19 protein-coding genes and 1 tRNA gene are annotated in these 24,480 nt (G+C 48.4%); 8 read left to right on the top strand and 12 right to left on the bottom strand.

The window, feature by feature from the left end; translation table 11 throughout:
- The first annotated feature begins 201 nt into the window (after positions 1–201).
- Entirely contained in the window at positions 202–1,146 is a 945-nt protein-coding gene (locus tag EQP46_RS03450; RefSeq protein ID WP_129492314.1) for an NAD-dependent epimerase/dehydratase family protein, read from the top strand.
- Positions 1,147–1,235: 89 nt separating this feature from the next.
- Here the strand turns inward: EQP46_RS03450 and EQP46_RS03445 are convergent, their stop codons facing one another.
- The 9 genes from EQP46_RS03445 to EQP46_RS03405 all read right to left on the bottom strand — a co-directional run bounded on the left by EQP46_RS03445 (position 1,236) and on the right by EQP46_RS03405 (position 14,936).
- A complete protein-coding gene (locus tag EQP46_RS03445; protein ID WP_129492313.1) occupies positions 1,236–2,672 on the bottom strand; it encodes a sigma-54-dependent transcriptional regulator in 1,437 nt (478 codons plus the stop codon).
- 153 nt (positions 2,673–2,825) lie between these two features.
- Entirely contained in the window at positions 2,826–5,846 is a 3,021-nt protein-coding gene (locus EQP46_RS03440) for a PAS domain S-box protein (RefSeq protein WP_129492557.1), read from the bottom strand.
- Between the two features lie 208 nt (positions 5,847–6,054).
- Positions 6,055–7,590, bottom strand: a complete 1,536-nt coding sequence (locus tag EQP46_RS03435) for a SpoIIE family protein phosphatase (RefSeq protein WP_129492312.1) — start codon at positions 7,588–7,590, stop codon at positions 6,055–6,057.
- A 3-nt stretch (positions 7,591–7,593) separates the two neighbouring features.
- Positions 7,594–8,301 (bottom strand): tyrosine-protein kinase family protein, encoded by a 708-nt coding sequence (locus EQP46_RS03430; RefSeq protein WP_129492311.1) that lies wholly within the window; start codon positions 8,299–8,301, stop codon positions 7,594–7,596.
- On the bottom strand, positions 8,301–10,412 hold the full coding sequence (locus tag EQP46_RS03425) for an SLBB domain-containing protein (protein WP_129492556.1): 2,112 nt from the start codon (positions 10,410–10,412) through the stop codon (positions 8,301–8,303). The genes EQP46_RS03430 and EQP46_RS03425 overlap by 1 nt, the downstream gene beginning before the upstream one ends.
- On the bottom strand, positions 10,412–11,221 hold the full coding sequence (locus EQP46_RS03420) for an OmpA family protein (protein WP_129492310.1): 810 nt from the start codon (positions 11,219–11,221) through the stop codon (positions 10,412–10,414). Before EQP46_RS03420 ends, EQP46_RS03425 begins: the two co-directional genes overlap by 1 nt.
- An 82-nt stretch (positions 11,222–11,303) precedes the next feature.
- Positions 11,304–11,630, bottom strand: coding sequence for an STAS domain-containing protein (locus EQP46_RS03415; RefSeq protein WP_129492309.1), 327 nt, complete (start codon positions 11,628–11,630; stop codon positions 11,304–11,306).
- A gap of 263 nt (positions 11,631–11,893) precedes the next feature.
- Positions 11,894–13,285, bottom strand: a complete 1,392-nt coding sequence (locus EQP46_RS03410; RefSeq protein ID WP_129492308.1) for an aldehyde dehydrogenase family protein — start codon at positions 13,283–13,285, stop codon at positions 11,894–11,896.
- Between the two features lie 13 nt (positions 13,286–13,298).
- Positions 13,299–14,936 carry an acetolactate synthase large subunit gene (locus EQP46_RS03405; protein ID WP_129492307.1) on the bottom strand — a complete coding sequence of 546 codons (1,638 nt, stop codon included), beginning with the start codon at positions 14,934–14,936 and terminating at the stop codon, positions 13,299–13,301.
- A 355-nt stretch (positions 14,937–15,291) separates the two neighbouring features.
- Between EQP46_RS03405 and EQP46_RS03400 the strand changes: the two genes are divergently transcribed.
- Both EQP46_RS03400 and EQP46_RS03395 read left to right on the top strand, forming a co-directional pair.
- Positions 15,292–15,382, top strand: a tRNA-Ser gene (locus EQP46_RS03400).
- A gap of 223 nt (positions 15,383–15,605) precedes the next feature.
- On the top strand, positions 15,606–17,126 hold the full coding sequence (locus EQP46_RS03395) for a DEAD/DEAH box helicase (protein ID WP_129492306.1): 1,521 nt from the start codon (positions 15,606–15,608) through the stop codon (positions 17,124–17,126).
- A gap of 91 nt (positions 17,127–17,217) precedes the next feature.
- Here EQP46_RS03395 and EQP46_RS03390 read toward each other — a convergent pair whose 3' ends face one another.
- Positions 17,218–18,132, bottom strand: coding sequence for a LysR family transcriptional regulator (locus EQP46_RS03390; RefSeq protein ID WP_129492305.1), 915 nt, complete (start codon positions 18,130–18,132; stop codon positions 17,218–17,220).
- A 147-nt stretch (positions 18,133–18,279) separates the two neighbouring features.
- Here EQP46_RS03390 and EQP46_RS03385 point away from each other — a divergent pair, with 147 nt between their 5' ends.
- Both EQP46_RS03385 and hchA read left to right on the top strand, forming a co-directional pair.
- On the top strand, positions 18,280–19,224 hold the full coding sequence (locus tag EQP46_RS03385) for an NADP-dependent oxidoreductase (RefSeq protein WP_240671636.1): 945 nt from the start codon (positions 18,280–18,282) through the stop codon (positions 19,222–19,224).
- Between the two features lie 58 nt (positions 19,225–19,282).
- Positions 19,283–20,137 carry a glyoxalase III HchA gene (gene hchA / locus EQP46_RS03380; RefSeq protein WP_129492304.1) on the top strand — a complete coding sequence of 285 codons (855 nt, stop codon included), beginning with the start codon at positions 19,283–19,285 and terminating at the stop codon, positions 20,135–20,137.
- 97 nt (positions 20,138–20,234) lie between these two features.
- On the opposite strand, the gene EQP46_RS03375 is transcribed toward hchA, so the two are convergent.
- Together EQP46_RS03375 and EQP46_RS03370 are read right to left on the bottom strand one after the other, a co-directional pair.
- Positions 20,235–21,737 (bottom strand): permease, encoded by a 1,503-nt coding sequence (locus tag EQP46_RS03375; protein WP_129492554.1) that lies wholly within the window; start codon positions 21,735–21,737, stop codon positions 20,235–20,237.
- A 210-nt stretch (positions 21,738–21,947) separates the two neighbouring features.
- On the bottom strand, positions 21,948–22,199 hold the full coding sequence (locus tag EQP46_RS03370) for a hypothetical protein (protein ID WP_129492303.1): 252 nt from the start codon (positions 22,197–22,199) through the stop codon (positions 21,948–21,950).
- A 617-nt stretch (positions 22,200–22,816) separates the two neighbouring features.
- Between EQP46_RS03370 and EQP46_RS03365 the strand changes: the two genes are divergently transcribed.
- From EQP46_RS03365 to EQP46_RS03355, 3 genes are read left to right on the top strand one after another with little or no spacing between them, the layout of a single operon-like run.
- Entirely contained in the window at positions 22,817–23,251 is a 435-nt protein-coding gene (locus EQP46_RS03365; protein ID WP_129492302.1) for a DUF4402 domain-containing protein, read from the top strand.
- A 31-nt stretch (positions 23,252–23,282) separates the two neighbouring features.
- Positions 23,283–23,774 carry a DUF4402 domain-containing protein gene (locus tag EQP46_RS03360; protein ID WP_240671635.1) on the top strand — a complete coding sequence of 164 codons (492 nt, stop codon included), beginning with the start codon at positions 23,283–23,285 and terminating at the stop codon, positions 23,772–23,774.
- Positions 23,771–24,460, top strand: a complete 690-nt coding sequence (locus tag EQP46_RS03355) for a fimbrial biogenesis chaperone (RefSeq protein WP_129492301.1) — start codon at positions 23,771–23,773, stop codon at positions 24,458–24,460. The genes EQP46_RS03360 and EQP46_RS03355 overlap by 4 nt, the downstream gene beginning before the upstream one ends.
- The last annotated feature ends 20 nt before the right edge of the window (positions 24,461–24,480 follow it).

Here is a 24,480-nt window from a genome sequence, read left to right as displayed (position 1 = left end):
GGGTTTTGCGCGCAACAAACCGTGTTTTCTTACTTTTCATTTTTCGATCAGTGAACTCAAAAATAGAATGCCCTTGTTTGCATATAGCGTAAAACCTAGGCAAAAGGCCGCGATGCAACAAAAAGTCACGAGAAAGAAAGTAACTTGGCAAACACTTTGCATCGAACGAATCAGCTCACTCTTATTTTCGTAGAGGCAGATATGGCAAGTTATCTAGTTACAGGCGGTTGCGGTTTTATTGGATCACATTTGGTCGAATCTCTCTTGGCAGATGGTCACCACGTTCGCATCGTCGATAATCTATCAACGGGTTCTCGTGACAACGTGCCTCGTCATTGTGAATTGCGCGTGGCAGACATTTCGATGCCTGGGGTGCTTGATGATGCAATGGATGGCGTTGATGGGTGTTTTCATTTAGCAGCCATCGCGTCTGTTCAACGCTCTAATCAAGAATGGATTGAGACGCACAATATAAATCTCACGAGTACGATCCGCGTGTTTGACGCTGCGCGAGCGGCTAAAACCCCGGTTGTCTATGCGTCGTCGGCGGCGGTCTATGGTGACAATGCAGAACTGCCATTATCTGAGCGTTCAACGGTACGACCGCTCACAGCCTACGGCGCAGACAAACTGGGGTCTGAGTTACATGCGAGAGTGGCATCTCTGGTGCATGGTGTGCCGACGACCGGCATGCGCTTTTTTAACGTGTTTGGGCCTCGTCAAGATCCTAAATCTCCGTATTCCGGTGTAATTTCTATTTTTGCCGACAAACTGCTGGAAGGCCATGCACTCACCATTTTTGGTGATGGTGAACAGACGCGGGATTTTATCTATGTCGGTGATGTGGTGCGTTTCCTTCGCGCAGCGATGACAAACGTGTCAGTGTCTCCCGATGTGTTCAATGTGTGTCGTGGTGAGGCCATGTCCGTGAATCAGTTAGCGACCATCCTCATGTCGATCACAGGTTCACGTGTTGCCATTGAATATATGCCCCCTCGACGAGGCGATATACGAACGTCTACAGGCAGTCCGTGTCGCGCAACAAAAGAGCTTGGGCTGGTGGCCACAACCAGCGTGACACAAGGTTTGAGATCATTGCTGAGTCATTTGACGGACAGCGATAAGTCCCGATTGTCTGTCGGATGATATCTGGCGTGAGCATACATAAAAACGCCGCGATTTCGCGGCGTTTTTATGTGTAGGTTACACAGTGCTTTGAACGGTTTGTGCTGCGGTCAGGCGTTATCTGTGTCGGTTTCCCAAGCTTGTTTCTTGCGATACAGGGTAGAGGGACTGACTTTCAGCAATACCGCAGCTTTCAATACATTCCCGCCACAGAACTCGATGGCTTGTTGAATGGCTTCGCGTTCAACATCTTCCAAAGGTCGAATGTCCGAGCTTTCCACGGGCGCGGCATGCGCGGTCGATTCAGACGCATCTGGCGTGGGTTCAACAAAGGTTGCGGGTGCCAAAGATCGGATTTCTTGATCGCTGAGCGTTTCATTCAGTGGTGGTGGCAGTTGCTTAATAGACACCGCATCGCCGTCATGAAGCACTACCACATTTCGAATCACGTTTTGTAGCTGCCTGACGTTGCCAGGCCATGGGTAATGGCGCAGCACGACTTCGGCTTCCGGTGAAAACTGCGTGAAGGATTTACCTTCTTCTTCGGCATAGGTGCGTAAGAATTTCGTGGCAATGGTAAGAATGTCATCACCACGTTCTCTAAGCGGCGGCAGGGCGAGGGGAACGACGTGCAATCGGTAATACAAATCTTCCCTGAATTTACCCGCAGCCACTTCATGTAAGGGATCTTTGTTGGTGGCACAGAGAAAACGAATGTCCACGCTTTCTTCTTTACTACCACCTACCTTTTGATAGCGACCTGTTTGGATAAAACGCAGCAGTTTTTTCTGTAGTTCTAAATCCATTTCGCAGATTTCATCAAGGAACAGGGTGCCTCCATCGGCTTGTGCTGCTGCGCCTTTACGTTCACTGCTGGCACCGGTGAACGCACCTTTGACGTGGCCGAAAATTTCGCTTTCCATCAAATCATGAGGAATCGCGCCGCAGTTGAGGGCGATGAAAGGTGCTTTTGTACGCGGGCTTTGGGCATGAATGGCTTCAGCGCAGACTTCTTTACCTGTGCCGCTTTCACCCGTGATGAAGACGGTGGCTTTGCTGGGAGCAGCAGCATCGATAATTCGATACACGTTCTGCATAGGAAGGCTTGCGCCGATAAAGCCTTGATAAGTGTTGCGTTCGAAACTGGTTTTGATGTCGTCGACGAGATGCTGCAAACGTACGTGCTCTAGTTGGTTTTTTAGCGTGGTTTTAAGGCGTTCAGCACTCACTGGTTTTTCGAGAAAATCATCTGCTCCTTGTTGCATCAGCTCTACTGCGGTGTTTACAGAGCCGTGACTGGTCACAATGATAACGGAGCAGGGAAGACCTTGCGTTTTGATCCAGTGGAGCACTTCCTGCCCGGACATGTCAGGCAATTTAAGATCAAGCATGATGAGGTGGGGCGTGGATTTCTCGAGGTAATCCAGAGCCTGTTGGCCTGTTTCAAGACAAACTAAGTCGATGGGTTCACCTGATAAATACTGGATATACAGATTCGCCAATGGCTTTGAATCTTCAATGAGTAGTACTCGGTATTTTGACTTCATGGTGCATGCGTCCCTTGAGATGTCTACCTAGGCCGACCCCATTGCTCGAGGGTTAAGGTATTCTGTCTGATTAAATCATATGCAATAAGTGTACGGCAATTTGGTCAAAAACCAAGTGTGCCAGCGCAATAATCGCGCTTTTAAATCAACTGGTTACTTCATGGCTAAACCACGCTGCAACCGTTTGTCCAGCGCGTCGAATGATGCTTCCGCCGTGGGCGCGAGTTGTGCCGCTGTCTCGAGTGCTTTTTCAAAGGCCTGCTCTAAGCAAGAGGCTTCAATGCTGCGACAAAGTTTGCACAACGCCGCATTCCCGTGCGCTGCGGCGCTGCTTCCCAACGTATGCGCTTCAAATTCCAGGGTGTAGAAATCTTCACTTTCCGCCGCTTCAACCAATTTGAGGACGCGTGTTTTTGCGTCTTCTATGTAAAAAGCGATGAGATTTGGTGCAGCTTCCGCCGAGGTATCAGCCACCAATTGCTGCAAGGTCGATTCATCAACCAGTTCATCCTGTGGAGGGCTACCCGTTGCGTTGCGAGGAGCATTTTCTCTTTCATCGTTCTCGCCCGCAGAGGCGGTTGGGTTCTCTGTGGTGACTCGTTCATTCTCGGCGCGTGATGCGTGATTCTGCCAACGACCTAAACAATCGAGAATGGATTGGCGCGTGACGGGTTTTGATACGAAATCATCCATACCCTGATTTAAGAAGTGTTCTTTATCACCTCGAATCGCGTGTGCAGTGAGGGCGACGATGATAACGTCTTTGGCGGGTGAATCCATTTGTCGGATGCGTTGGGTCGCCTCGACGCCGTCCATTTCTGGCATCGAAATATCCATGAAGATGATGTCATACGGGATTTTGCTGACGGCATCCACAGCTTCTTGACCGTTGATCACTATGTCCGCGGAAAGCCCTGAAAATTCGAGCATAGTACGCAGTACCACTTGGTTGGCAGGGTTGTCTTCTGCCAACAAAATGCGCATGGAATGACTGATTTCTGCGGCGTTGCCAAGGGCAGGGGTAGACGTGCTGAGCGGCGCACAATCTTCTTGTTCTGCAAGTTTGAGTTCTAGTGTTAGGCTGAACGTTGAGCCAACGTCTTTTTGGCTATCAACCGTGATTTTGCCTTTCATCAAATTGACGAGCTGCTTACAGATCGCAAGCCCAAGACCACTACCTTCATGGCGTCTGTCGTAGGTGTCTTCTGCCATGGTGAATTCGTCAAACAGTTCCGCGATGTGCCCTTGGTCAATACCTTGTCCCGTATCAGACACATCAATTTGAAGCTGGCAGGCATCGGTGTATAAACGCGCACATTTTATTGAGACCGTGATGCTGCCTTGTTGCGTGTATTTAATGGCATTCGACATCAGATTCAGCACGATCTGACGAATGCGGTCGCCGTCACCGATGAGGTATTGCGGCGTGTTGTCAGCAAAAATGACGTTCAGCTTGAGGTTTTTGTTCGCTGCTTGTGGACGCAGAATGTCGAGGGTTTGGTGGAGTAATTCAAGAATATCAAACGGATTCTTCTCAAGCGTCAGTTTGCCCGCTTCCATCTTAGAAAAATCTAGCACATCGTTGATGATCGCAAGCAACAGCTCGCCGGACTCGCGTGCAGTTTGAACCAAGCCTAGCTGTTTTGCATTGAGTGGCGTTTCTTTTAGTAGTCCGAGCACACCCAAGACGCTGTTCATTGGCGTGCGGATCTCGTGGCTCATGGTGGCTAAGAAACGGCTTTTCGATTCGTTCGCGGCTTCTGCTTCGTGTTGTGCGGTGCGGAGAATACGCTCATTGTGCTTTTGTTCGGTAAGGTCGAAGAAGTGCGCCACGTAGTGGGTGAGGGTGTCACCTTCATCGCGCACCGCTGTTATACTCATTCGAACAGGGAGTTCGTTGCCATCACGATGACGCAGTGAAATCTCGCCATTCCAACGTCCTGAATCGACTAACGTTCGCCAAATTTGCTTATGGAACTGAATATCTTCTGGGTTCGCAGAAAGGGTGCGTGGTTTTTCACCCTCCACTTCTGCGCTTTGAAAGCCTGTGATAGACGTGAAAGCAGGATTAGTGCGGATGATGTGTCCCTTTGCATCCGAGATGAACATCGCTTCTGATGACTCAAACGCGTGCGCCGCGATTTTAAGCTCGGTTTGGTCTTTCAAGCGCTGTGTAATATCGCGCATGTAAGAAACAAAAATATACCCCTGCTTGGTTTTGGCTGGGGAGATAGAAATTTCAATGGGAAACTCTCGACCACTCTTACGAACGGCGGGCAATTCAATGCGCTGGTTAAGTACAGGGCCCTCGCCTGATGCAAGGAAGTGCTGCATCCCTTTAATATGTGCTTCACGCAATGCTGGGGGGATAAGGGTATCGCCAAGGCGTCGCCCAACCACTTCATCTCTCTCCCAGCCGAACAGTTGCTCCGCAATGGCGTTGAATTCAATGATGATATCTTGATCGTTTGCGACCACAATTGCGTCCAATGATGCGTTGTAGATCGCGACGTTCTTCTCTTCGATTTGCTGCGCTTCGACGTAAGAGTATTTCTGGTCCCGAATGGAGTTTTGAAGCTGCTGGTAGCTCTTATCGAGCTTTTTCTGCATGGTATTCACCATGTCGACCGTGGCTTCAATTTCATCTTGAAAGAACATATTGAATGACGACGGGTCGCTGTCTTTTTTGCTGAGCTTTTGGAGTTTTCTCAGTGGGCGTGTCACCGCGAGCATCATGATATACATGGTGGCAATGGCAAGTAATCCGATGCCAGATGAACTCCAAATCAGAAATTGACCAATAGGGGAGGCCACCGCATCGGAGTGGTGATTCCTGAAACCAATGATGACTTCACCAGATGGATTGTTGGGGGACCCTATGGGGTATTTAGCGATAGTGACATCATTCATTTGTGTGTCAGCTCGCTGAGTGTGAGCCAGAACACGACCATCACGCTCAATGGTAAGAAAGGCGAGGCCTGAGTGCTGGATAAAGCGCTCAGCCTGCAGGTGTATGGTATTGAGGTCGTTTTCTTCCATCGGCACTTCAACAGCGAATGCGACAAGCTCTGCCACTTCATTCGAGCGATAAGCCAGCTCTGTTTCCCTTGCCTGCGACAAGTATTGAAATGCATAGCTGATGAACAAAACGAGCACCACGGTAAAAATGATCATCGTGGCAAAAACGGCTTTTAGCCTAATATTCAAAGCGCACCCACCTGGTTGGATAAATTAGTGAGACAGTGGTTTTAGTTATAAGACGGTGTATGACTTTGAGTTTAGTACAGATGTTTGGTTGAAGATGGATGACGCAACGATCTCAAACGGTGGTGATTCGCGGATGTGACAAGAAACACATGGTGTGCGAGTGTTTTTGTACGCGTTATCCGTCGGCTGCCCGTTGTAACATCACCAAGGTCGCGTCATCTTTGCTTTGTTCACCGATATCATCAAACACTCGCATTACCTCGTTTGCTGCTTCGTCCAACGGCAGTGATTGCGTGTCATGTAGTGCCTTAATCACGGCCTTTTCAAGCACCTTACGTGCTTCATCATCTTCTGCGGATTCAAATAATCCATCGGTGTAGAGAGCAAGTCGCTCGTTGGGGTTTAGAACAATCGACACTGTGTCATAACTGGCGCCATATAATACGCCCGGGAGAATACCGCCGACGCTGACTTCTTTCGTGCCAGAGGGAGAAATCAAAAACGGCGCAGGGTGCCCGGCGGTGGCGATATCGATCTTACCGCCGTTCGACATAGCAACGGAACAACACGTCAGGATCACCTGTGATAACAAGCCATCTTCAAGTGCGCTGTCTGACAAGCGGCTTAACAGCGTGGCGCAAGGGTCATTTTGGTCATCGATGTGATACATCAAACCACGCAGGTAGCCGCCAAACGCATACGAGAAGAACTTGGCGGCAACGTCATGACCCATGACATCAACCAAATTGAGCATCAGGTGCTTGTCGGTATCGCGATGTAAAACCAGATCACCGCCGCCTATGCCGGTATTGCGACTCACTACGGCCATTTCCCAGCCGTGTGCTTTGTGCGGTAATGACGGGGTTAATGCGTCGGTAATCCGTTTGTTTACACGGTCAGTAAGTTGTCGATAGATTTGGTCTGAACGGTTAAGCACCCGCTTTACACTCTGCATCAGTGACGATTTGCTGACAGGTTTCACCATATAATCATCAATGCCTAAACCAAGCGCGCTTTCACGGGTTTCAGGGTTATCGGCATAGGTGAGGAAGATAAAAGGTGTGAGTAGGGTATTGGTTTGCTGATGGAGAGCCCTTTTGAGACTTAACCCGTCCATGCCGGGCATGCGTATATCGGAAATAACGAGGTCAACATCTTGCTTTAACAAGATGTTGAGAGCCGCTTCTCCACTTTCAGCCTCAATGACTTGGTAACTCTCTGACAAATAAGCGCTGTATAAACGACGTTGGCAGACGTCGTCGTCGACGATAAAAATGCTGGGTTTGGATATTTTTTTCTCAATGTGCCAAGTCAACGACAGGGTGTTGGTGTCAATCATGTCCCTGACTTTGTACGCCATGTCATCGGTCAGGCTATGAATTAACGCCAAACCGCGTCCACCCTCTTTTTCTTCAAAAGTATCCAGCGTTTGTACGCGATTAGTGAGTGTTGGGTTCCAACTTTGCCCGTCGTCGCTCAAATGCAAGACCCAGCCAGAGTCAGAGCATTCTAATTGGACCAAGATAAACGTGGGCTGTGGGCTAGTGTGGTTAACGAGGTTTGCCCCCGCTTCAGACAAACAGAGCTGTATCTTGTTTGATAGATGATCAGACACGCCGCGTTGTTTTAGTGTATCAGCGACCAGCTTTCTTGCTTGGCTCACGGATTTCAAAGAGGCTGGACGGCATTCGTGGTGGACAACAGATACCATGAACTAGATCTCCAAAGATAAAAGGTGGCTACTCAACACCATTTTTCTCAGCTTTCCTGCGAGCTTGGGTAAGCGGTTTTTTATGCGACCAATTTCGCGAAGAATCTCGACCTTCAAAGAAGGGTTATTCTTATCATTAATCACGCTGCCTAAAATGTGTGCGCCTGCATCGTTGAGTTTTTTGACCGATTCAGCGGCCATCGCAGTGGTTGTTTGACCTGCCATCACCACAAAGATAGTGCCATCAGCTGCAGCAGCGACACGTTCTGGTGGGATATTGTTGGCATTCAGACGTGACATGGGAGAAGTGTCAAAAATCACCAGGTCATAGTCTTTATGCCATTCTTCCAAATAGGCTTCGAGCGAACCGGGACGTCGCAGCTCCATGATGGTCTCGCGTTTAGAAGGTGCGATGATGCCAGTAAAATAGGCGTGCTCACCTGCGACGCCAACCAACTCTGGGTTGGGTAGCAAGCCTCGCTCACTTTTCACCGTCGTCATGCCCTGACTTTCAAGACTGGGATGGTAAAGATTGAGATCAACCACCAAGGTGGATTTCCCGGCTAGCAAGGAGCGTTGAGCAATCGCCGTTGCAAGAGAGGTGACGCCTTCCCCTGACTCTGTGGAAGCAAAAGCGAGGGTTTTATAGTCGTTACGAATAACCTGAAAATATATGCGTTCGACTTCGAGATTGAGCGGAGGAATATTCATTAGAGTATACCTATCAGTGCTGCGATACCGGCGATCTGGAAGATATCGGTGATCCCTTGGCGAATTTTTTCTGCCGTACTTTCTTCTTTTGAAGGGACATAAACCGTGTCGCCCACTCGCAATACAGGAAGATCTTGGAAACGCGCAGTACGGCTGAATTCTGACAAATCGAATGTGCGCGCTTGGTCACGACAGCAAGACATGTTCACGACGGTGATTTTCTCGATGTAGGCATTGGCGCTCGGGCCACCCGCCTCTGCGAGCAAATCGAGGATCGTCATGTGGTCGTCAAAGGTGTAGCGCCCTGGTCGGTTTATTGCCCCGAGCACGCGAATTGTTTCTTCTTTCGGTTTATCGAGCCAGTTACGGTTTTTCTCTGGAATGTAAATGGTGTCGCCCATTTTTACTTCGGGTAGCAGGGTGGAATCGCCAGTTTCAAAGAATAAAGCGAGGTTAAGCTTACTGACTCGGGCGTGTTTACCGTCTAAATGGGTGACGCGAATGTTGTGTAAGTCAGCGCTGGCCGTTGGGCCGTCTGCAGCAGAAAGAATATCGAGAAAGTGCATTTCATTGGTGAAACGGTAGCGCCCAGGCGCACCCACTTGACCAAACACATAAATCGAGCTTTCTGAACTTTGGCGGATCCATTTGGATTTGTTATCGACAGGATCATCCGGTAAATCGTGAACACGTATGGTTGTGCCGGCTCTGACAGGCGGCAATTCTGAATCGGGTCGGCCTTCCTTGAGGAACACATCGAGGTTGAAGGTGTGAGATTTTGAGCGCGTCGCAGAGACGGGGGTGACGACCTCAATCTGACTGGTATCAGCACGGCTCGTTGGGCCGCCAACATGCGCGAGTATATCGAGCAGAGACATTTCATCAGACCATTCGATGCGGCTAGGGCGCAACACTTCACCGATAATGCGCACCGCACGGTCAGGCTGGACTTTTAGCCATGACTTTTCGTTCAAATCGAGTTTCTCGGGCACAAAAATCGCATCGCCGGGTTCGACTTTTGGTGGTCCTCCAGCCATCTTCCCTTCAGTAAACAAATTCAAGTCGAAGGGGACCGTGGAGCCATCGGCTTTGATTACGCGAATTTGGCGGCTTTCAGCAAAGCGGGTAGGGCCGCCAGCATTCGCGAGAATATCAATAAAGGTGGCGTCGTCTTTGCCTTCATACGCGCCGGGTTTGGCAACTTCCCCCATCACATAAACGGTGTTTGAGCCTGTTTTGATTTCTTCTTCTTGTTTAGGTACGAAGATGGTTGAGCCTGCAACGATGTTCGGTAACAAGGATTCATCACCGCTGTCGAGGTATTGCTTCAAGTTGAAGGTGCGTGGCTCATTGGAAGAAATAACGCGAATTTGCTCGACCGCGGCATAGCGGGTAACACCGCCAGCGCGCATCAATAAATCCACAAGGTTGTTTTCTTCTTTGGCAGAGAAACTGCCGGGGCGAATCACTTCACCAAAGACCTTAATGGCTTTTCTGTCTTCCGCCGCATCACCAGAATCGGCCAATGCCGCGGGGTCAAAGTTTTGTTCAACGTTCCCAATCATGGGTGAGGCAGGAATGAAAAGGGTATCTAGCGAGTTTAAGGTGGGCAGTAAAGTGTCGTCGCCAGTATCAAGGAATTTCTTATAATCGAAGGTGATCACCTCGCCATTCCGGCGCAGTTGGAATCTGTCGAGCTGTGCCCCTGTACGAAGACCGCCAGCTGCATAAAGTGCCATCTGAATCGAGGCATTTTGTTTTAGCGTAAATTCGCCAGGCTCTTCGACATAGCCTTGGATGGTAACAAGAAGCTGGCGTTTACTCACAAACACTTGCAAGGAGGAAAGGTCACGAAAGACTGAAGACAGGGTCTCTTTCACGGCCTCAGACAGTTCTGATTCGGTTTTCCCCAATGCTTGAACCATACCGACCTCGGGGAGGGTTAAGCGTCCCTGACGGTCGATTTGGAATTCTTTGTTTAAGGTGACCTCGCCCGGCAGCATGATGGCGATTTGATCGCCAATCTGTGCCCGATACTCTTCGGCATGCGCGGTGAGGGCAAACCCCATAGCGTGTGTGACGAGGATGAGGAGTAAGATGATCTTTTTCATCATAGACCTCCAGCACTCATTTTTCTCTTAACGTCAGCTTCGACCAATTCGATGGAAACGCGACGATTGGTGAGGCGAACTTCGGGTTGATTGCCTTCAAAGAGCGGGTCCGTTGCGCCAACAGCGTCAACGGTTAAGCGTGAAGGCGCGATACCAAAAATCTGTAAATAACGCTTCACTTGATTCGCACGCGCGAGAGACAAGGCTTTGTTTTGTGCGTCATTACCGACGGAATCTGCATGGCCAGTAATGTGCAAATCGTATTGGGTAACATCGCGCAGTAGGGTCGCGGCTTCTGCTAAACGCCCCATGTATTTAGGGTTCACTTCTGAGGAGTTAAAGGAAAACTGATTGTCGGCATTCAGCAAACCGTATATCTGGGCGGCGAGCTCCGCTGCAGATTGAAAACCAATGGACCCAGGTGGGATACAGGCTTTACTTCCGCGAACGGCATCAAGTTGCTTTTCGAGTCGCTCTAACGTTGCGCGTTGAATGATTAAATCATTGGCAGCATCGAATTCGAGCCCCCCTTGTAGCTCTCGAACGATGCGGTCTTGCATTCGGCGGGCTTGAACTACGGTCGCTGGAAAACACAGTTCCGCGCCTTCTAAAACAAGGATGTCGAGGTGACGTGACGTGAGTTCCCATTCAAAACGTAGGCCATGCTCGGGGCCTAAAGGCTCATCAGCCATCACGGGCGTTAACGACGAATAGTTGTGCTCTGCCATACCACCCTGGCCGTGGTCAGGAAACGCCGAACAGCCAGAAAGAACAACAATGGGCAGAATCAGAGAAAATAGCGTGCGCATGACTCGCCTCCTTCTTGCGTTGAAAAGTCCGTCTTGTATTTTCTGCGCGCAATCAGGCAGCACAGAAGACGGGGACAACGAATTAACTAACGGTTGAAGCAGGCTTAACAGAGATCGCGCTGTTGATGCGCAGCAATTGGATAATTTCCATTGGCTGACCGTGCACCTGTATGAGCGAAAGCACCTTGCCTTTTGCCTTTAATCGTTTGAAGAGGAAAACAATGGCACCGATGCCCGAGCTATCGAGGAAGTCGACGTTATGGAGATCGAGTGTAATGTCTTTCAGAATTTCATTGTTGACGAGCTCATCCAGCTCAGGTTGAATTTCGCTGCAACCTTGAGCATCCATGTCACCACAAATGACGAGAGTGAGTGAGTCGTCGGGTTGTTGAATATGTTCAATTTGCATGATTTCCTACCTCCCCTGTATAGATATATGTCTAAAGCGAAAACTATGCCAATAATTTAATGTAATTTAAAATCATATGGTTATGGCTATTGTCTGCATTGGGAGCTAGTAATTTCGCAAACTGACAACGATTTTGGGAAAGTGAAACTGACATCTTTAGCGCCCTAATTTGTAGCCATTGGTTTTTAGAAAACCGTATTTTTTATTGTTCTCTCGCCCGAGCAGGTTCACCGTCTGTGACCCTGCTCGAACGATAGCCTCGACTACAAACTGGGGCTCTTGAAGACCAGCATTTTGTCTCTGGTCATTTCATGCATTGAATATTGAATACCACCAAGGCCAACGCCTGATGCATCGCGTCCACCAAATGGCATCCAATCGACACGAAACGCAGTGTGGTCATTGACCATCACAGCGGTAGCATTTAATTGCTGTGTCAGCGATAGCGCATCTTCCAAATCATTCGTGAAAACCGATGCTTGGAATGCATAAGGGAGCGCATTTGCCCGTTTTATTGCATCGCTTTTCTCGACATAGGAGTACACGCAAATCACAGGGCCAAAGATTTCATTCTGTGAAACACGCACATCGTCAGGCGGATTTAACAGCACTGTCGGTGCATAACAACTGTCTGAAAGACGTTTGCCACCACTGATTAATTCCGCACCTGCAGCCACAGCTTCATTCACCCATTCTTCAACGCGATCAACTTCGCGCGGCAGAATGAGCGGGCCGACTTCTGTTGAAGGGTCGAGCGGATCGCCCACCTTCATTTGATCCCCGGCTTCGGCGATACGCACGGCCAATTCTCGGCAGAAGCCTTGCTGCGCATACACACGTTGTACTGATACACACACTTGGCCTGCGTGGTAGAACCCCCCTTTGGCGAGGCTAGGTACAACCTCATCAAGATTGGCGCTGTTATCGACAATAACGGGCGCGGCGCCACCATGCTCGAGGGCGCAACGCGTACCGGGCGCTAGCTGCGAGCGCAACATCCATCCGACATTGGCGGAACCAATAAAGGAAAGGAAATTAATGCGTGGGTCTGACACCAACTTGCTGGCCGCGTCGTTGTCCGTGACTAACGCCTGACACCAACCTTTCGGTAACCCTGCTTCGTGCAAAATTTCCACAAGGCGTAGACACGACAAGGGCGTTGTCATTGCGGGTTTTATCAACACAGGACACCCAACAGCAATGGCTGGAATGACTTGGTGAACGATAAGATTCAGTGGGTGGTTAAAGGCGCTGATGGAAGACACCACGCCAATGGGCTCGCGGATAGTAAACGCAAGGCGGTTCACTGACGCCGCGGTTTGCCCCATCGGGATTTGCTCGCCTTTGATTTGCGCAATGTGTTCAATCGCAAGTTTGACGCCATTTATCGCGCGAAGCACTTCGACTTTTGAATCGATGTAAGGCTTCCCACCTTCTTCTGCCGCCATCAACGTTAAGGCTTCGACCTGATCAGACATGATGCTGATGGTCTTTTCCAGAATCTCGATGCGCTGGTGGGCAGGCAACCACGCCTGCCGATCCAAGAACAATGCATGGGCGCTAGCAATTGCCGCGTCGACATCGCTGGCGCTCTGCATCGGTATTGTCTTTATCAGCCCGTTATCAAACGGGCGATAGACACTCAGTTCCGTCATGGTCTTTTCCTTTCTATTTAATGCCCTCACTTTCCTTAATCAATACATTAAGAATGGAGTGGTTAAGTGAGTAATCGACTGGGAGATCAATCAAATGTACGCCTTTCGAGTTCAATGCATGTTTCAAAATGGACTGAAATTCGTCATGGCTATCAGGTCGGTGACCGATTGCACCAAAGCTGTTGGCATATTTCACAAGGTCGGGGTTATTGAAATCGAGGCCGTAATCCTCAAAGTTCATGCCTTCTTGTTTCCATTTGATCATGCCGTAGGCGCTGTCATTCAGGATAATAACCACCAAATCCAAGCCCATGCGCACGGCGGTTTCGAGTTCTTGTGAGTTCATCAAAAAGCCGCCATCACCATTAACGGACACCACTTTTTTATCCGGATTAAGCTGTTTTGCTGCCATGGCTGACGGTAAACCTGCGCCCATGGTGGCAAGTGCGTTATCGAGAAGCAGGGTGTTGTTGGAGTAACACAGGTAGTTACGGGCAAACCAAATTTTGTAGACCCCGTTATCCAGCGTGACAATGTCTTCACCGTCGAGTTGGTCACGCAGAATCTTCACCAAGCGCTGGGGTAGCATTGGAAAGCGGCGGTCTTCGAAATATTTGGTGGTACGTTGGTCGACGTTTTCTTTCACGCGTTGAAAGAAGCTTAAATCTTGTTTCAGTTTGCCAACTTCTTTCGTTAGGCGGTTCACGGATGAGCAGATATCGCCCACGACGTTCAATTGGGGGAAATACACTTCATCGGTTCTTGCCGCAAAGAAGTTCACGTGAATGACTTTCGTCCCGCCTTTTTCCATAAAGAACGGCGGTTTCTCGATAACGTCGTGCCCCACATTAATAATGAGGTCGGCTTTCTCGATGGCACAGTGTAAGAAATCGTGGCTTGAAAGGGCGGCTGTACCAATGAATCGCTCGTGACGTTCATCCACCACGCCTTTACCCATTTGGGTATTAAAGAAGTAGATGCCGGTTTTATCGATGAAATCTTTGAGTGCCTGACTTGAGCGTTTACGGTTTGCCCCTGCACCGATGAGAAGTAGCGGCATTTTCGCGTTCTTAATCATTTCCGCCGCTTGCTCGATGCTTTGCATGTTCGCGTCAGGGCGGCGGTGGTGAACGGTATCAAAAATGGTCGCGGCGGAATCTTCATCTGCAATGTCTTCAGGCAACTCCAAATATCCTGCCCCAGGGCGTTCTTCTGAACACAGGCGGAAACACTCGCGCACCATGGCGGGCACGTTGTTTCCATCCACGACTTGTTCGGAGTATTTGGTGATGGGCTTCATGAGATTAACGACATCGACGATCTGGAATCGCCCCTGCTTACTTTTACGAATGGGCTTTTGACCGCCCAACATCACCATGGGCATCGCGCCTAACTGGGCATATGCGGCAGCGGTAACAAAGTTCGTTGCGCCAGGGCCCAGGGTAGATAAACACACACCGGGCTTACCTGTAAGCCTGCCGTAGGTGGCAGCCATGAAACCTGCGGCTTGTTCGTGCCGTGTAAGGATAAGTTCGATCGGGGAATCTTTTAGCGAGTTGAGAAAATCGAGGTTTTCTTCACCCGGGATACCATAGATGTATTCAACACCTTCATTTTCGAGCGCTTTTACAAACAAATCTGAAGTTTTCATTATGGTTCTCTCGTCGTCTCTCATTACAAACCCACGCTCACATCCACTCGGGGTAACGCAAAGACTCGTGACAACGCATGGAGCATTGTTTCTTCGAGAATCCCATCCCTAATGAATTCAAAACGCACTAATAACACAAGGCTTTTTTCGAAAGTGTAGTATCTGAGACAGAAAAGTGAGCAATTAACGGCTAGCTTGCGCCGGGCGGAGCACAAAATGAGCATGTCAGTATCTGCAAATCAGGCCAGACGGGTAGAATTGGCGCGAACTGTTCAAAAACTCCGCACTTAACGCATTTTGATGAAATTAACCCTTTACAGCATGTCATCAGCCCATTATTATGCGCACCACTTACGGAGAGATGGCTGAGTGGTTGAAAGCACCGGTCTTGAAAACCGGCGTGCGTTTATAGCGCACCTAGGGTTCAAATCCCTATCTCTCCGCCACATTCGAAATAGCCCGCCTGCTCTTAGAACAAAGAGCGCGCGGGCTTTTTCATTTCTGCTGCTTGGAAACAAGACGCAGCTGGCGACACGTTTCCAAGCATTCGATTCAAGGTTACATGCATACGAAAAAAGCCAAGTGCTTTCGTATGTCCTGTTTATCGACGCTGAAAACAGCAAGCTTATCTCGCCAGAAATATTCGATATTTTACAGAGAATCAAATTTATGGGTTTCACCTCGTTAGGTCTATCTGCACCAATCCTCAAAGCCATTGAAGAACAGGGTTATGACACACCGTCACCGATCCAAGCACAAGCGATCCCTGCTGTTCTTGAAGGTCAAGATGTTATGGCTGCAGCCCAAACGGGGACAGGGAAAACAGCCGGTTTTACGTTGCCAATTCTTGAGCGTTTAAGTGCTGGTCCGCGTGCTAAAAGCAACCACGTTCGTGCGCTAATTCTAACGCCGACGCGTGAGCTTGCTGCTCAAATCAATGACAACGTTGTTAAATACAGCCGTCACTTGAACGTGAGCTCTTACGTTGTGTTTGGTGGTGTGAAAATCAACCCTCAGCTTTTGCGCCTTCGCAAAGGGTGCGACATTTTGGTGGCAACGCCGGGTCGTCTGATTGATTTGTACAACCAAAATGCAGTGAAATTTTCACAGCTTGAAGTGTTGGTATTGGATGAAGCTGACCGCATGCTCGACATGGGCTTCATTCGCGACATCCGCAAAGTCCTTGCGCTGTTGCCAAAGCAACGCCAAAACTTGCTGTTCTCAGCGACGTTTTCTGATGAGATCCGTGAACTGGCGAAAGGCTTGGTGAACAACCCTGTTGAGATTTCAGTGACGCCTCGCAACTCAACGGCGCAAACCGTTGAGCAGAGCATTTACCCGGTCGATAAGCGCCAAAAACCACAAATGCTGGTACGTCTTATCAAAGAAGGCAATTGGCGTCAGGTGCTGGTATTTAGCCGTACTAAGCACGGTGCAAACAAACTGGCCCATTACCTGAACGACCAAGGCATTACCGCTGCACCCATTCACGGTAACAAGAGCCAAGGTGCGCGTACCAAAGCACTGGCAGATTTCAAATCAGGTGACGTGCGCGTATTGGTTGCGACTGACATTGCTGCGCGTGGTATCGATATTCCTCAGCTTCCACAAGTGGTTAACTTCGATTTGCCGAATGTGTCTGAAGATTATGTTCACCGTATTGGCCGCACTGGCCGTGCTGGTGAAACTGGTAAAGCGATATCTTTGGTGTGTGCTGACGAAGCCGCAGAGCTATTCGGCATCGAACGCTTGATTCAAAAAGTGTTACCACGTGTTGAAATGCAAGGCTTGAAGCCTAGCAATCCTTTGCCAGCGTCACGATTGGATACACGTCCAATCAAACCCAAGAAACCAAGAGGCGCGAAAAACGGCAATTCTGACGGCCAGCGCGCTGGCGAGAATGCACGTGGTCATAAGCCAGCAGGCAAGAACCCACGTCGCTTCGGTGGTCAAAATAAAGAGGGCGGTGCGCAAGGCGGAAATCGCCAAGGTGAAGGCCAACGCCGTCGTCCTACACAAGGTCAATCTGAAGGTGGTCAATCAGCGCGCGGAGACGGGAGTCATCGTAGCAACGGTTCTAACCGCACCAACAGTGCAACGCGCAATGGCGGTAACGGACGTTCAGGCGGTGGCAATGCGAAGCCTGCTCAACGTCGTCCACAACGCCCAGCGCCAACAGGCAATGCGTAAGCGTTAACGCTCAAAAATTAAAGAAAGCCGTGGCATTCCGTTCTTAGGAGCGGAGTGCCGCGGCTTTTTTAATATTTATCGGTCAAGGTATTTAGCGGTGAAACGTGGTTGGGGCTTTTTCCAACAAGAAATCGACCAAGGCCCTCGTTTTTGCCGGGATAAATTCTCGTTCAGGGTAAACCACATAGGTCGGAAGGCCACCGGCTACCTGATACGCTTCCAGTAATGGCACCAGTTTTCCTTCCTCAATGGTGTTCCCCAATAACCCTTTGTCGAGCAACAGCACACCGGCGTGATCCACGGCTGCCGAAACCAGCACACCCGGATCATTGACGGAAAAAGGGCCTGATACCGTAACGTCTTCTTCACTGTCTTTGCCGATGAATGACCACGTGTTCATGGTGACTTTGTTACTGCGGTAATAGAGACAAGGATGATTGAGAAGGTCTGATGGCTTGTTAAGTGGCGGGGCTGTTTCTAAGTAGGTGGGGCTGGCACAGAGTACCCATGACACATCACCTAGCTTTCGCGCAATCAGGGTCGAATCGGGTAAATATCCCACGCGAATCGACACATCAATGTTCTCGGCAACCATATCGACGAAGCGGTCTTCCAATTGCAAGTTAATGGAGACGTTCGGATAGCGTTTGAGGAACTCTGTCATTAACGGGGCAATGTGAATACGTCCTTGCGCGGCAGGACAGGAGACCTTCAATTCTCCTGCCACGACGGAACGCGAATCTTCACTGATGTGCTCGATGCGTTGGAGCGCCAACTCAACATTGTGTGCTTCTTGCAGCACCTTTCGTCCGACATCTGTGAGCACTATTTTGCGAGTTGTACGATTAAAGAGGCGTGAACCAATCTTCTTTTCCAATGCGGCGAGCTGTTTACTCACAGACGAACGACTGATCCCCAATAGCTGTGCGGCGGCCGATAAACTTCCCTGTCGGTTTATATGGGAAAAAAGAATCAATTCCTGCATATTTTCATTTTTAAGTGTCATTTTTAGCCTAATTGTTTCCAATTTATAAACAATATAGTGATGGTTTCATGGCTAATCAAGCGGATAAAGAAAGGTTACGATTTGCTCATATTGATACTCAAAGGCGGTCAGCTGTTTGGGTATTGCATACCAACTCAAAGGAGATAAATGATGAGCAATGTGATGAAAGCTGTGCAGATCAGCGATTTTGGTGGTCGAGACGTGCTTGCGTTGAACACGATTGACATTCCAACGCCCAAAGCCGACGAAGTACTCATCAAGGTACGTGCGGCGTCAGTGAACCCCGTGGATTGGAAAATCCGTGAAGGTTACCTACAGCCATTGCTCAACCATACATTGCCTTTAACCCTGGGTTGGGATGTGTCTGGCGAAGTGGTTGCCATTGGTGACAATGTGACAAGTCTCGCCGTGGGTGATGCTGTTTACAGCCGCCCAGAAATCGCGAACAACGGCAGTTATGCTGAGTACATTGCTGTTTCTGCAAACGAGGTGGCGATCAAACCTGAATCACTTAGCTGGCAACAAGCTGCTGGTGTGCCACTTGCTGCGCTCACAGCATGGCAGGCATTGAATCAATACGTTCAACTGCAAGAAGGCGAGCGTGTTCTTATTCATGGTGGTTCTGGTGCTGTGGGTCAGTTTGCTATTCAACTGGCGAAACTACGCGGTGCAACGGTATACACCACGACATCTTCACGTAACACTGAGCTTGTGCTGAGCCTTGGCGCTGATCATGTCATTGACTACCGTGAAGACGATTTCACTGCACTTGAAGATCTGGATGTTGTGTTTGACACCATTGGTGGTGACACGCAAGACCGCAGTTTCAAAACGCTGAAAAAAGGCGGTCGTTTAGTCTCGATTGCGAAGACGCCAGAAGAGGACATGGCGGCGACGTTCGGGGTAAATGCCTCATTCTGCTTTGTTTTGCCAAATCGTGAGCAATTGGAAGCACTTGCCGCGCTTGCTGATGCGGGCAAACTGACGGTGAACATTGATAGCGAATTCGCGTTAGACCAAGTTGCAGAAGCCCACGCGCGCAGCGAAACAGGTCGAGCACAAGGTAAGATCATTATTAACGTTTCTGCGTAGTGGCGAAAAAGGGGATTTCTTGCCCCTTTTAACTCTGTGTTTATAAGGATATTGAGATATGTTGAAAAAATTGTTTGGTCTTGCCCCTAAACGCGAGTCTGATGGATCGTATTCACCGTCGAAATTGGCGTTGAAGTTAGCCACGTCAGATAAAACAGATTATAAGGCGGTCGCGTATACCCCTTACGTCGGTAATCGCTCTAAAGTGTTGGTGATTTTCACCGAACAAAAGAACATGGAAATGCAAAACGGCAAGCAATTCTCCACGGGAAATCACCCCGTAGAAGCTTTGTTGCCGATGCTGCACTTGAAAAATGCAGGCTTTGATTTTGATATCGTCACGCCAACTGGAAAGCCAGTAGTCTTTGAAATGTGGGCGTTTCCAAACAAAGACGACAATGTCATCGCCTTTTTCAACGAGTACAAATCTCGCTTTGAACAACCCGGCTCATTGGAAGACTTCGTGAATACGTCGCTCAGTGAGAGCGATGCGTATGCAGCGGTCTTCATTCCTGGTGGGCACGGTGCAATGCTAGGTATTCCAGAAGACGTTAATGTGGGGAAAGTGCTGCATTGGGCTAACGACAATGGTTTGTTCACTGTCACGCTTTGTCATGGTCCAGGTGCGTTGCTTGCAACCTCGTTAGAGGGAAATGAGTTCCTTTATGCGGGTTACAAGATGGCCGTGTTCCCCGATTCCGTGGATGATGTCACGCCAAAAGTGGGCTACTTGCCAGGTAAAATGCTTTGGGGGTTGAGTAAAAAACTTGAAAGCCTTGGTGTGACACTGATGAACTCAAAATCCGACAACACTGTGTGTATTGATCGTCAGTTAATTACAGGGGCGAGCCCACTTGCCGCTGATGCACTAGGAAAATTAGCCGCGAATACTTTATTGGATTCGCTGAAGTAACTCGGGTAAAGCCTCTTTACTCGTGTTATGCGCGCCATCAACAGCGTGATTCAGCGAGTGTGTTTCAGTGGAACACACTCGCTGTTTGCTTTTTGGCTTACATCGCCATTCCCATTCCAGCATTGGCTTTCTTACCCACGCGATAAAACCAAACCGATAACGGTATAAAGATCAGGTTCATGACTGTGGTGGTGTTCCAACCAAAGCCATCTTGGATAAGAGGCCGCAAATTCTGAGATTGCGTTGTGATATCCAGCCCGTTGAAAATCGCGTCTACGCACAAACCGGTAAAGAGGATTGAAAGGAACAGCAAGCCGACAATCCATTTGGTGGGCCGTGTGCCGTAGTATTTTTGGTAGACGCGTATCATGGGGATTGTCAGCACATCCGCAAGAATAAAGCCAATGACCCCGCCGAAGGAGATGCCTCCATGCCAGAGAGCTGCAGCCAACAACAGATTTCCGACTGAGCATACGTAGGCAATCATGGCGACGAAAATACCGATAACAACATCGAGCAATGAATGCAGCCAAGTGGGAAGTCCAACACTGTCGCTGATGAACAAGATGCGCCACCCCTCAAGGGGAACAAGACTGATCAAGAGCGATGATACAAGGACACCAATAGCTATCTCTTTGCCGATCATGGCAAGATCCATTTGGAAGAAACTGGCCGAAGACGTGATCTTCTTCATCGTGGCGGAGGGGAACACCTTTGCTGAGCCTTTTTCGTCGTTATGCTTCATGGAAGACATGTCCATGCCGCAGTCACTGTCTTCATGCTTCATGGAGGACATGTCCATGCCGCAGTCATTGTCTTCATGCTTCATGGAAGACATGTCCATGCCGCAATCGCTGTCTTCATGCTTCATGGAAGACATGTCCATGCCGCAGTCACTGTCTTCATGCTTCATGGAGGACATGTCCATGCCGCAGTCATTGTCTTCATGCTTCATGGAAGACATGTCCATGCCGCAATCGCTGTCTTCATGCTTCATGGAAGACATGTCCATGCCGCAATCGCTGTCTTCATGCTTCATGGAAGACATGTCCATGCCGCAATCGCTGTCTTCATGCTTCATGGATGACATGTCCATACCGCAATCACTGTCTTTTACATTGTTCTGTGATTGTTCCGCATCGAGTTTGTCACGCAATGAGCGTTCGACATCTTTGGGGTAGAAGTGATGGAACAGGATCGCCACCGTCATGATCAGAATAAGCCCTCCGAGTACCTCTCCCCACAAAAAGGTCCAGCCCAACAAGGCGACGAGGACGATGAACATCTCAAGAATTAAATTGGTGCTCGAGACGAGAAAGGCGATGGCATTGGCAAGCGTCGCTTTTTTGGTCAACAGGGTGTGAGAAAGGGAGGCTGCAGCGTAAGAGCATGATGAAGACATGACACCCAAGAGCGTGGCGAAGCTTAGGCTTTTCATATTGGTTTGGCCTAAGTGTTTTGCGACTGTGCTGACAGGCAACAAGTGCCGAACGAATGAAGACAGCATTAAACCAAATGCCAACGGCCAATAGATCTGCCATATCATATTGGCTAGAACATCAAAAAAGTGGAACAGGATATTCTCTTGTTCATCTCTCATCGTCATACCTATCACGCCATTAAAACTGGGATAAGCATAGTCGCCTGTAAGCCTTTAAATTCGGGGGTTGGCACTAAGTTGCACATGTTGTCAGAAATGAGAGAAAAGCCCGACAGGTACGGGCTTTGGTCAACAGCTATCTGGAGAACGACGATATTGCGATAATAAAGTTAAATAAGAGGCAGCATTACGTGCCCCACAAAACGGGTTTTACTCGTCGTCTTCATCGTCAGGGCCCATCACGATGGTAACAGGGCCATAGTAGTGGTGGTGATGGTGTGTGGTTCGGTGATGGTGATGCGTACCTTTGTGTGAATTAACGCCACCATGCAGATGGTGTCCATGACTCGGTTCATGCTCGCGATATTCCAGATGATCTTTATCGTGATTGTGCTCCACGTCATCCCCGTATTTGTTCTCCATGGATTCATGGGTTGATACTTTGGTTTTTTGTGTTGCCATTGGTAGCCTCCTATCGTGAGTCCGAGTAATTGTAGTTATCTCTCCGTGAAACCCCTTCGTGATGTCTAAAAAAGCGTATTTATATTCAGGGTGGTCAACATAAGTTCTAAATACCTGTTCCGATGTCTCATCTTGAGGCTAGGTGTGAGGGGATATTTTACAGATGACTATGATTTAGGGGCTTGTAGACCGTTTTTTGTTGGTCTTATAGGTAGGGAACGTCGTAATAGCGTTGTTATTTATGCCGTATACCAAATGCAGTTTGACTATATTTTTAGATCCTTTCGGCGTGTATTGATTAATACCTTCCTTCATTTTCAGATTGTTATCTGAGTATGGTGTCCCGGAGTGGTTTCAAATACGTAGTCGCTCCACTTAATATCTGATGTGTATTAATCTAAAAGTGTGACATTTGTTCCATTTATAGATCTGATAAAAATATTGCCAAATAAAAAATTAATAAAAATATTAATTGGCGTGTACTTTTATTTCTGAGGCGATTTTAATTGCGGTTTTATTAATTATGTCTCACAAATAATAAAATATTAATCACTTTTTTATTATGTCTTAAAAATGATATGTGATTATTCTTGAACTAAATATAAAGAGGTTGAGCTATGGATGGTTTATTGAAAGTTGCAGTTGTTTCTGTATTCACGTTTGGTGCGACAAACGCACTGGCTGTGAGTGATACGTTTAATGCGACGTTAGAAATAAAGCAGGCGATATCAATGACAAAAACATCGGATCTAGATTTTGGTTTGATTACCTCAGATCAAGCGACAGATGTTGTTGTAGCTAAGTCAGATAGCGGTGCGGCTGCATTCACTATCAATGGTGGAACAGGTGCAGTTGTTGATGTTGCGATTTCAAATACCAATTTAGTTAATGGGGCAAATACGATTCCAGCAGAGTTCAGTTTTGATTCTAACCTTACATTAACAGGTGGAACCGCTGAATTAAAAATTGGTGGTACTGCAAAGACGGCTGGCGCAACATTAGTCGCGGGCACGTATTCGGCTAACGTGCCTGTTGATGTTACTTATCAATAGTGAATCAAGTGGCATATAGTATTTGATAGCAATGGCGATATTACTTAAATATAAACTTTACAGTTTTAGGTTGTGTCGCCATATAAATGCTATGTACCTTAGAAGTGTTGTTGTTTTTATTTTATCACTCATTTCTTTTCCCTGTTTTTCACTCTGTATTGTTCCCGAAAGAATGAAACTTGAGTTCTCAGGCATGTATGTAACAGGGCTCAATCAAAAAGCAAAATCAACGCCGTTTTCTAATCGTGTGGATGTGGCGCGATTCTATGTAGAAGGAAAGCCTGGCGAACGTGTTGTTGTTACCGTCCCTCACCGTCAATTCATTTACAAAGAGAGAGGAAGGGAGCGACTCAAAGTCAACCGCTTCATCTATGGGTGTGGATTGTCGAAAAGAGGAATTGTGAGGATCAGAGCCAACGGAAGAACACCATTGTTGTGCATTGGTGCGGTTGTGAAAATCCACGCAAAAAATTCTGCGGGTAGGTATTCCAGTGCTATTCGCTTTGAGGTGAATTATAAATGAAGTGTGTCCTGCTGGCCTTGTTCAGTTTTATTGTCTCTTTTCCCGCAACATGCCAATTGCTGATTGCACCCACGCGGTTTGTGTTAGATGCAGAACGTTCAGTCACTGAAAAAATCGTTGTTGAGAATACCTCAGATCAGCCGCTTCGATTGGACATTAAGGCGGTCTATCGGCCCATTACGTCTCAAGGCGTACGCCGACTGCGCGATGATATTGAAAGGGAGGAAGATATTTCTGACTTTCTGCAAATTTCCCCGCCGATCATTCGGAAACTTAACCCCAATCAACGACGCACAATAAGGCTGCGCCTCAAAGCGTTACCGTCTGACAAAGCCAAGGGAGAGTACCGTGCGTATATCCATTTTTCTCCGACGGTGAGTGTGGCATCGGCAGAGGAAGAAAAAACCTCTTCTGCCTTCGCGCTGAACTTCAAAGTTAACAGCTATATCCCTGTTTATGTTCAAAAAGGGCAACCCGAGCAAGATGTTTCTGTTCTGTGTGATGCCCATGGCATCCGTATTCAGAACAAGAGCAATTATCAATTCAACGCAATGTTGAAGTATGGGGATTGGACGCAAAATCTGGTTGTTGTGAGAAACGCTGAACTGAAGAAACCTCTCCCCAGCACCGCGACGGAAGCGCAATTGATTCAAAATGAGCAAGTCCTTCAGAGGTGTTCGTTCTAAACACGCAAATTTAAGGCAGA

The sequence above is a fragment of the Enterovibrio baiacu genome, from assembly GCF_004120195.1.
Classification (GTDB): domain Bacteria; phylum Pseudomonadota; class Gammaproteobacteria; order Enterobacterales; family Vibrionaceae; genus Enterovibrio; species Enterovibrio baiacui.
Note: the sequence above shows the minus strand (reverse complement) of the source record. Positions and strands in the feature narration are given on the sequence as shown.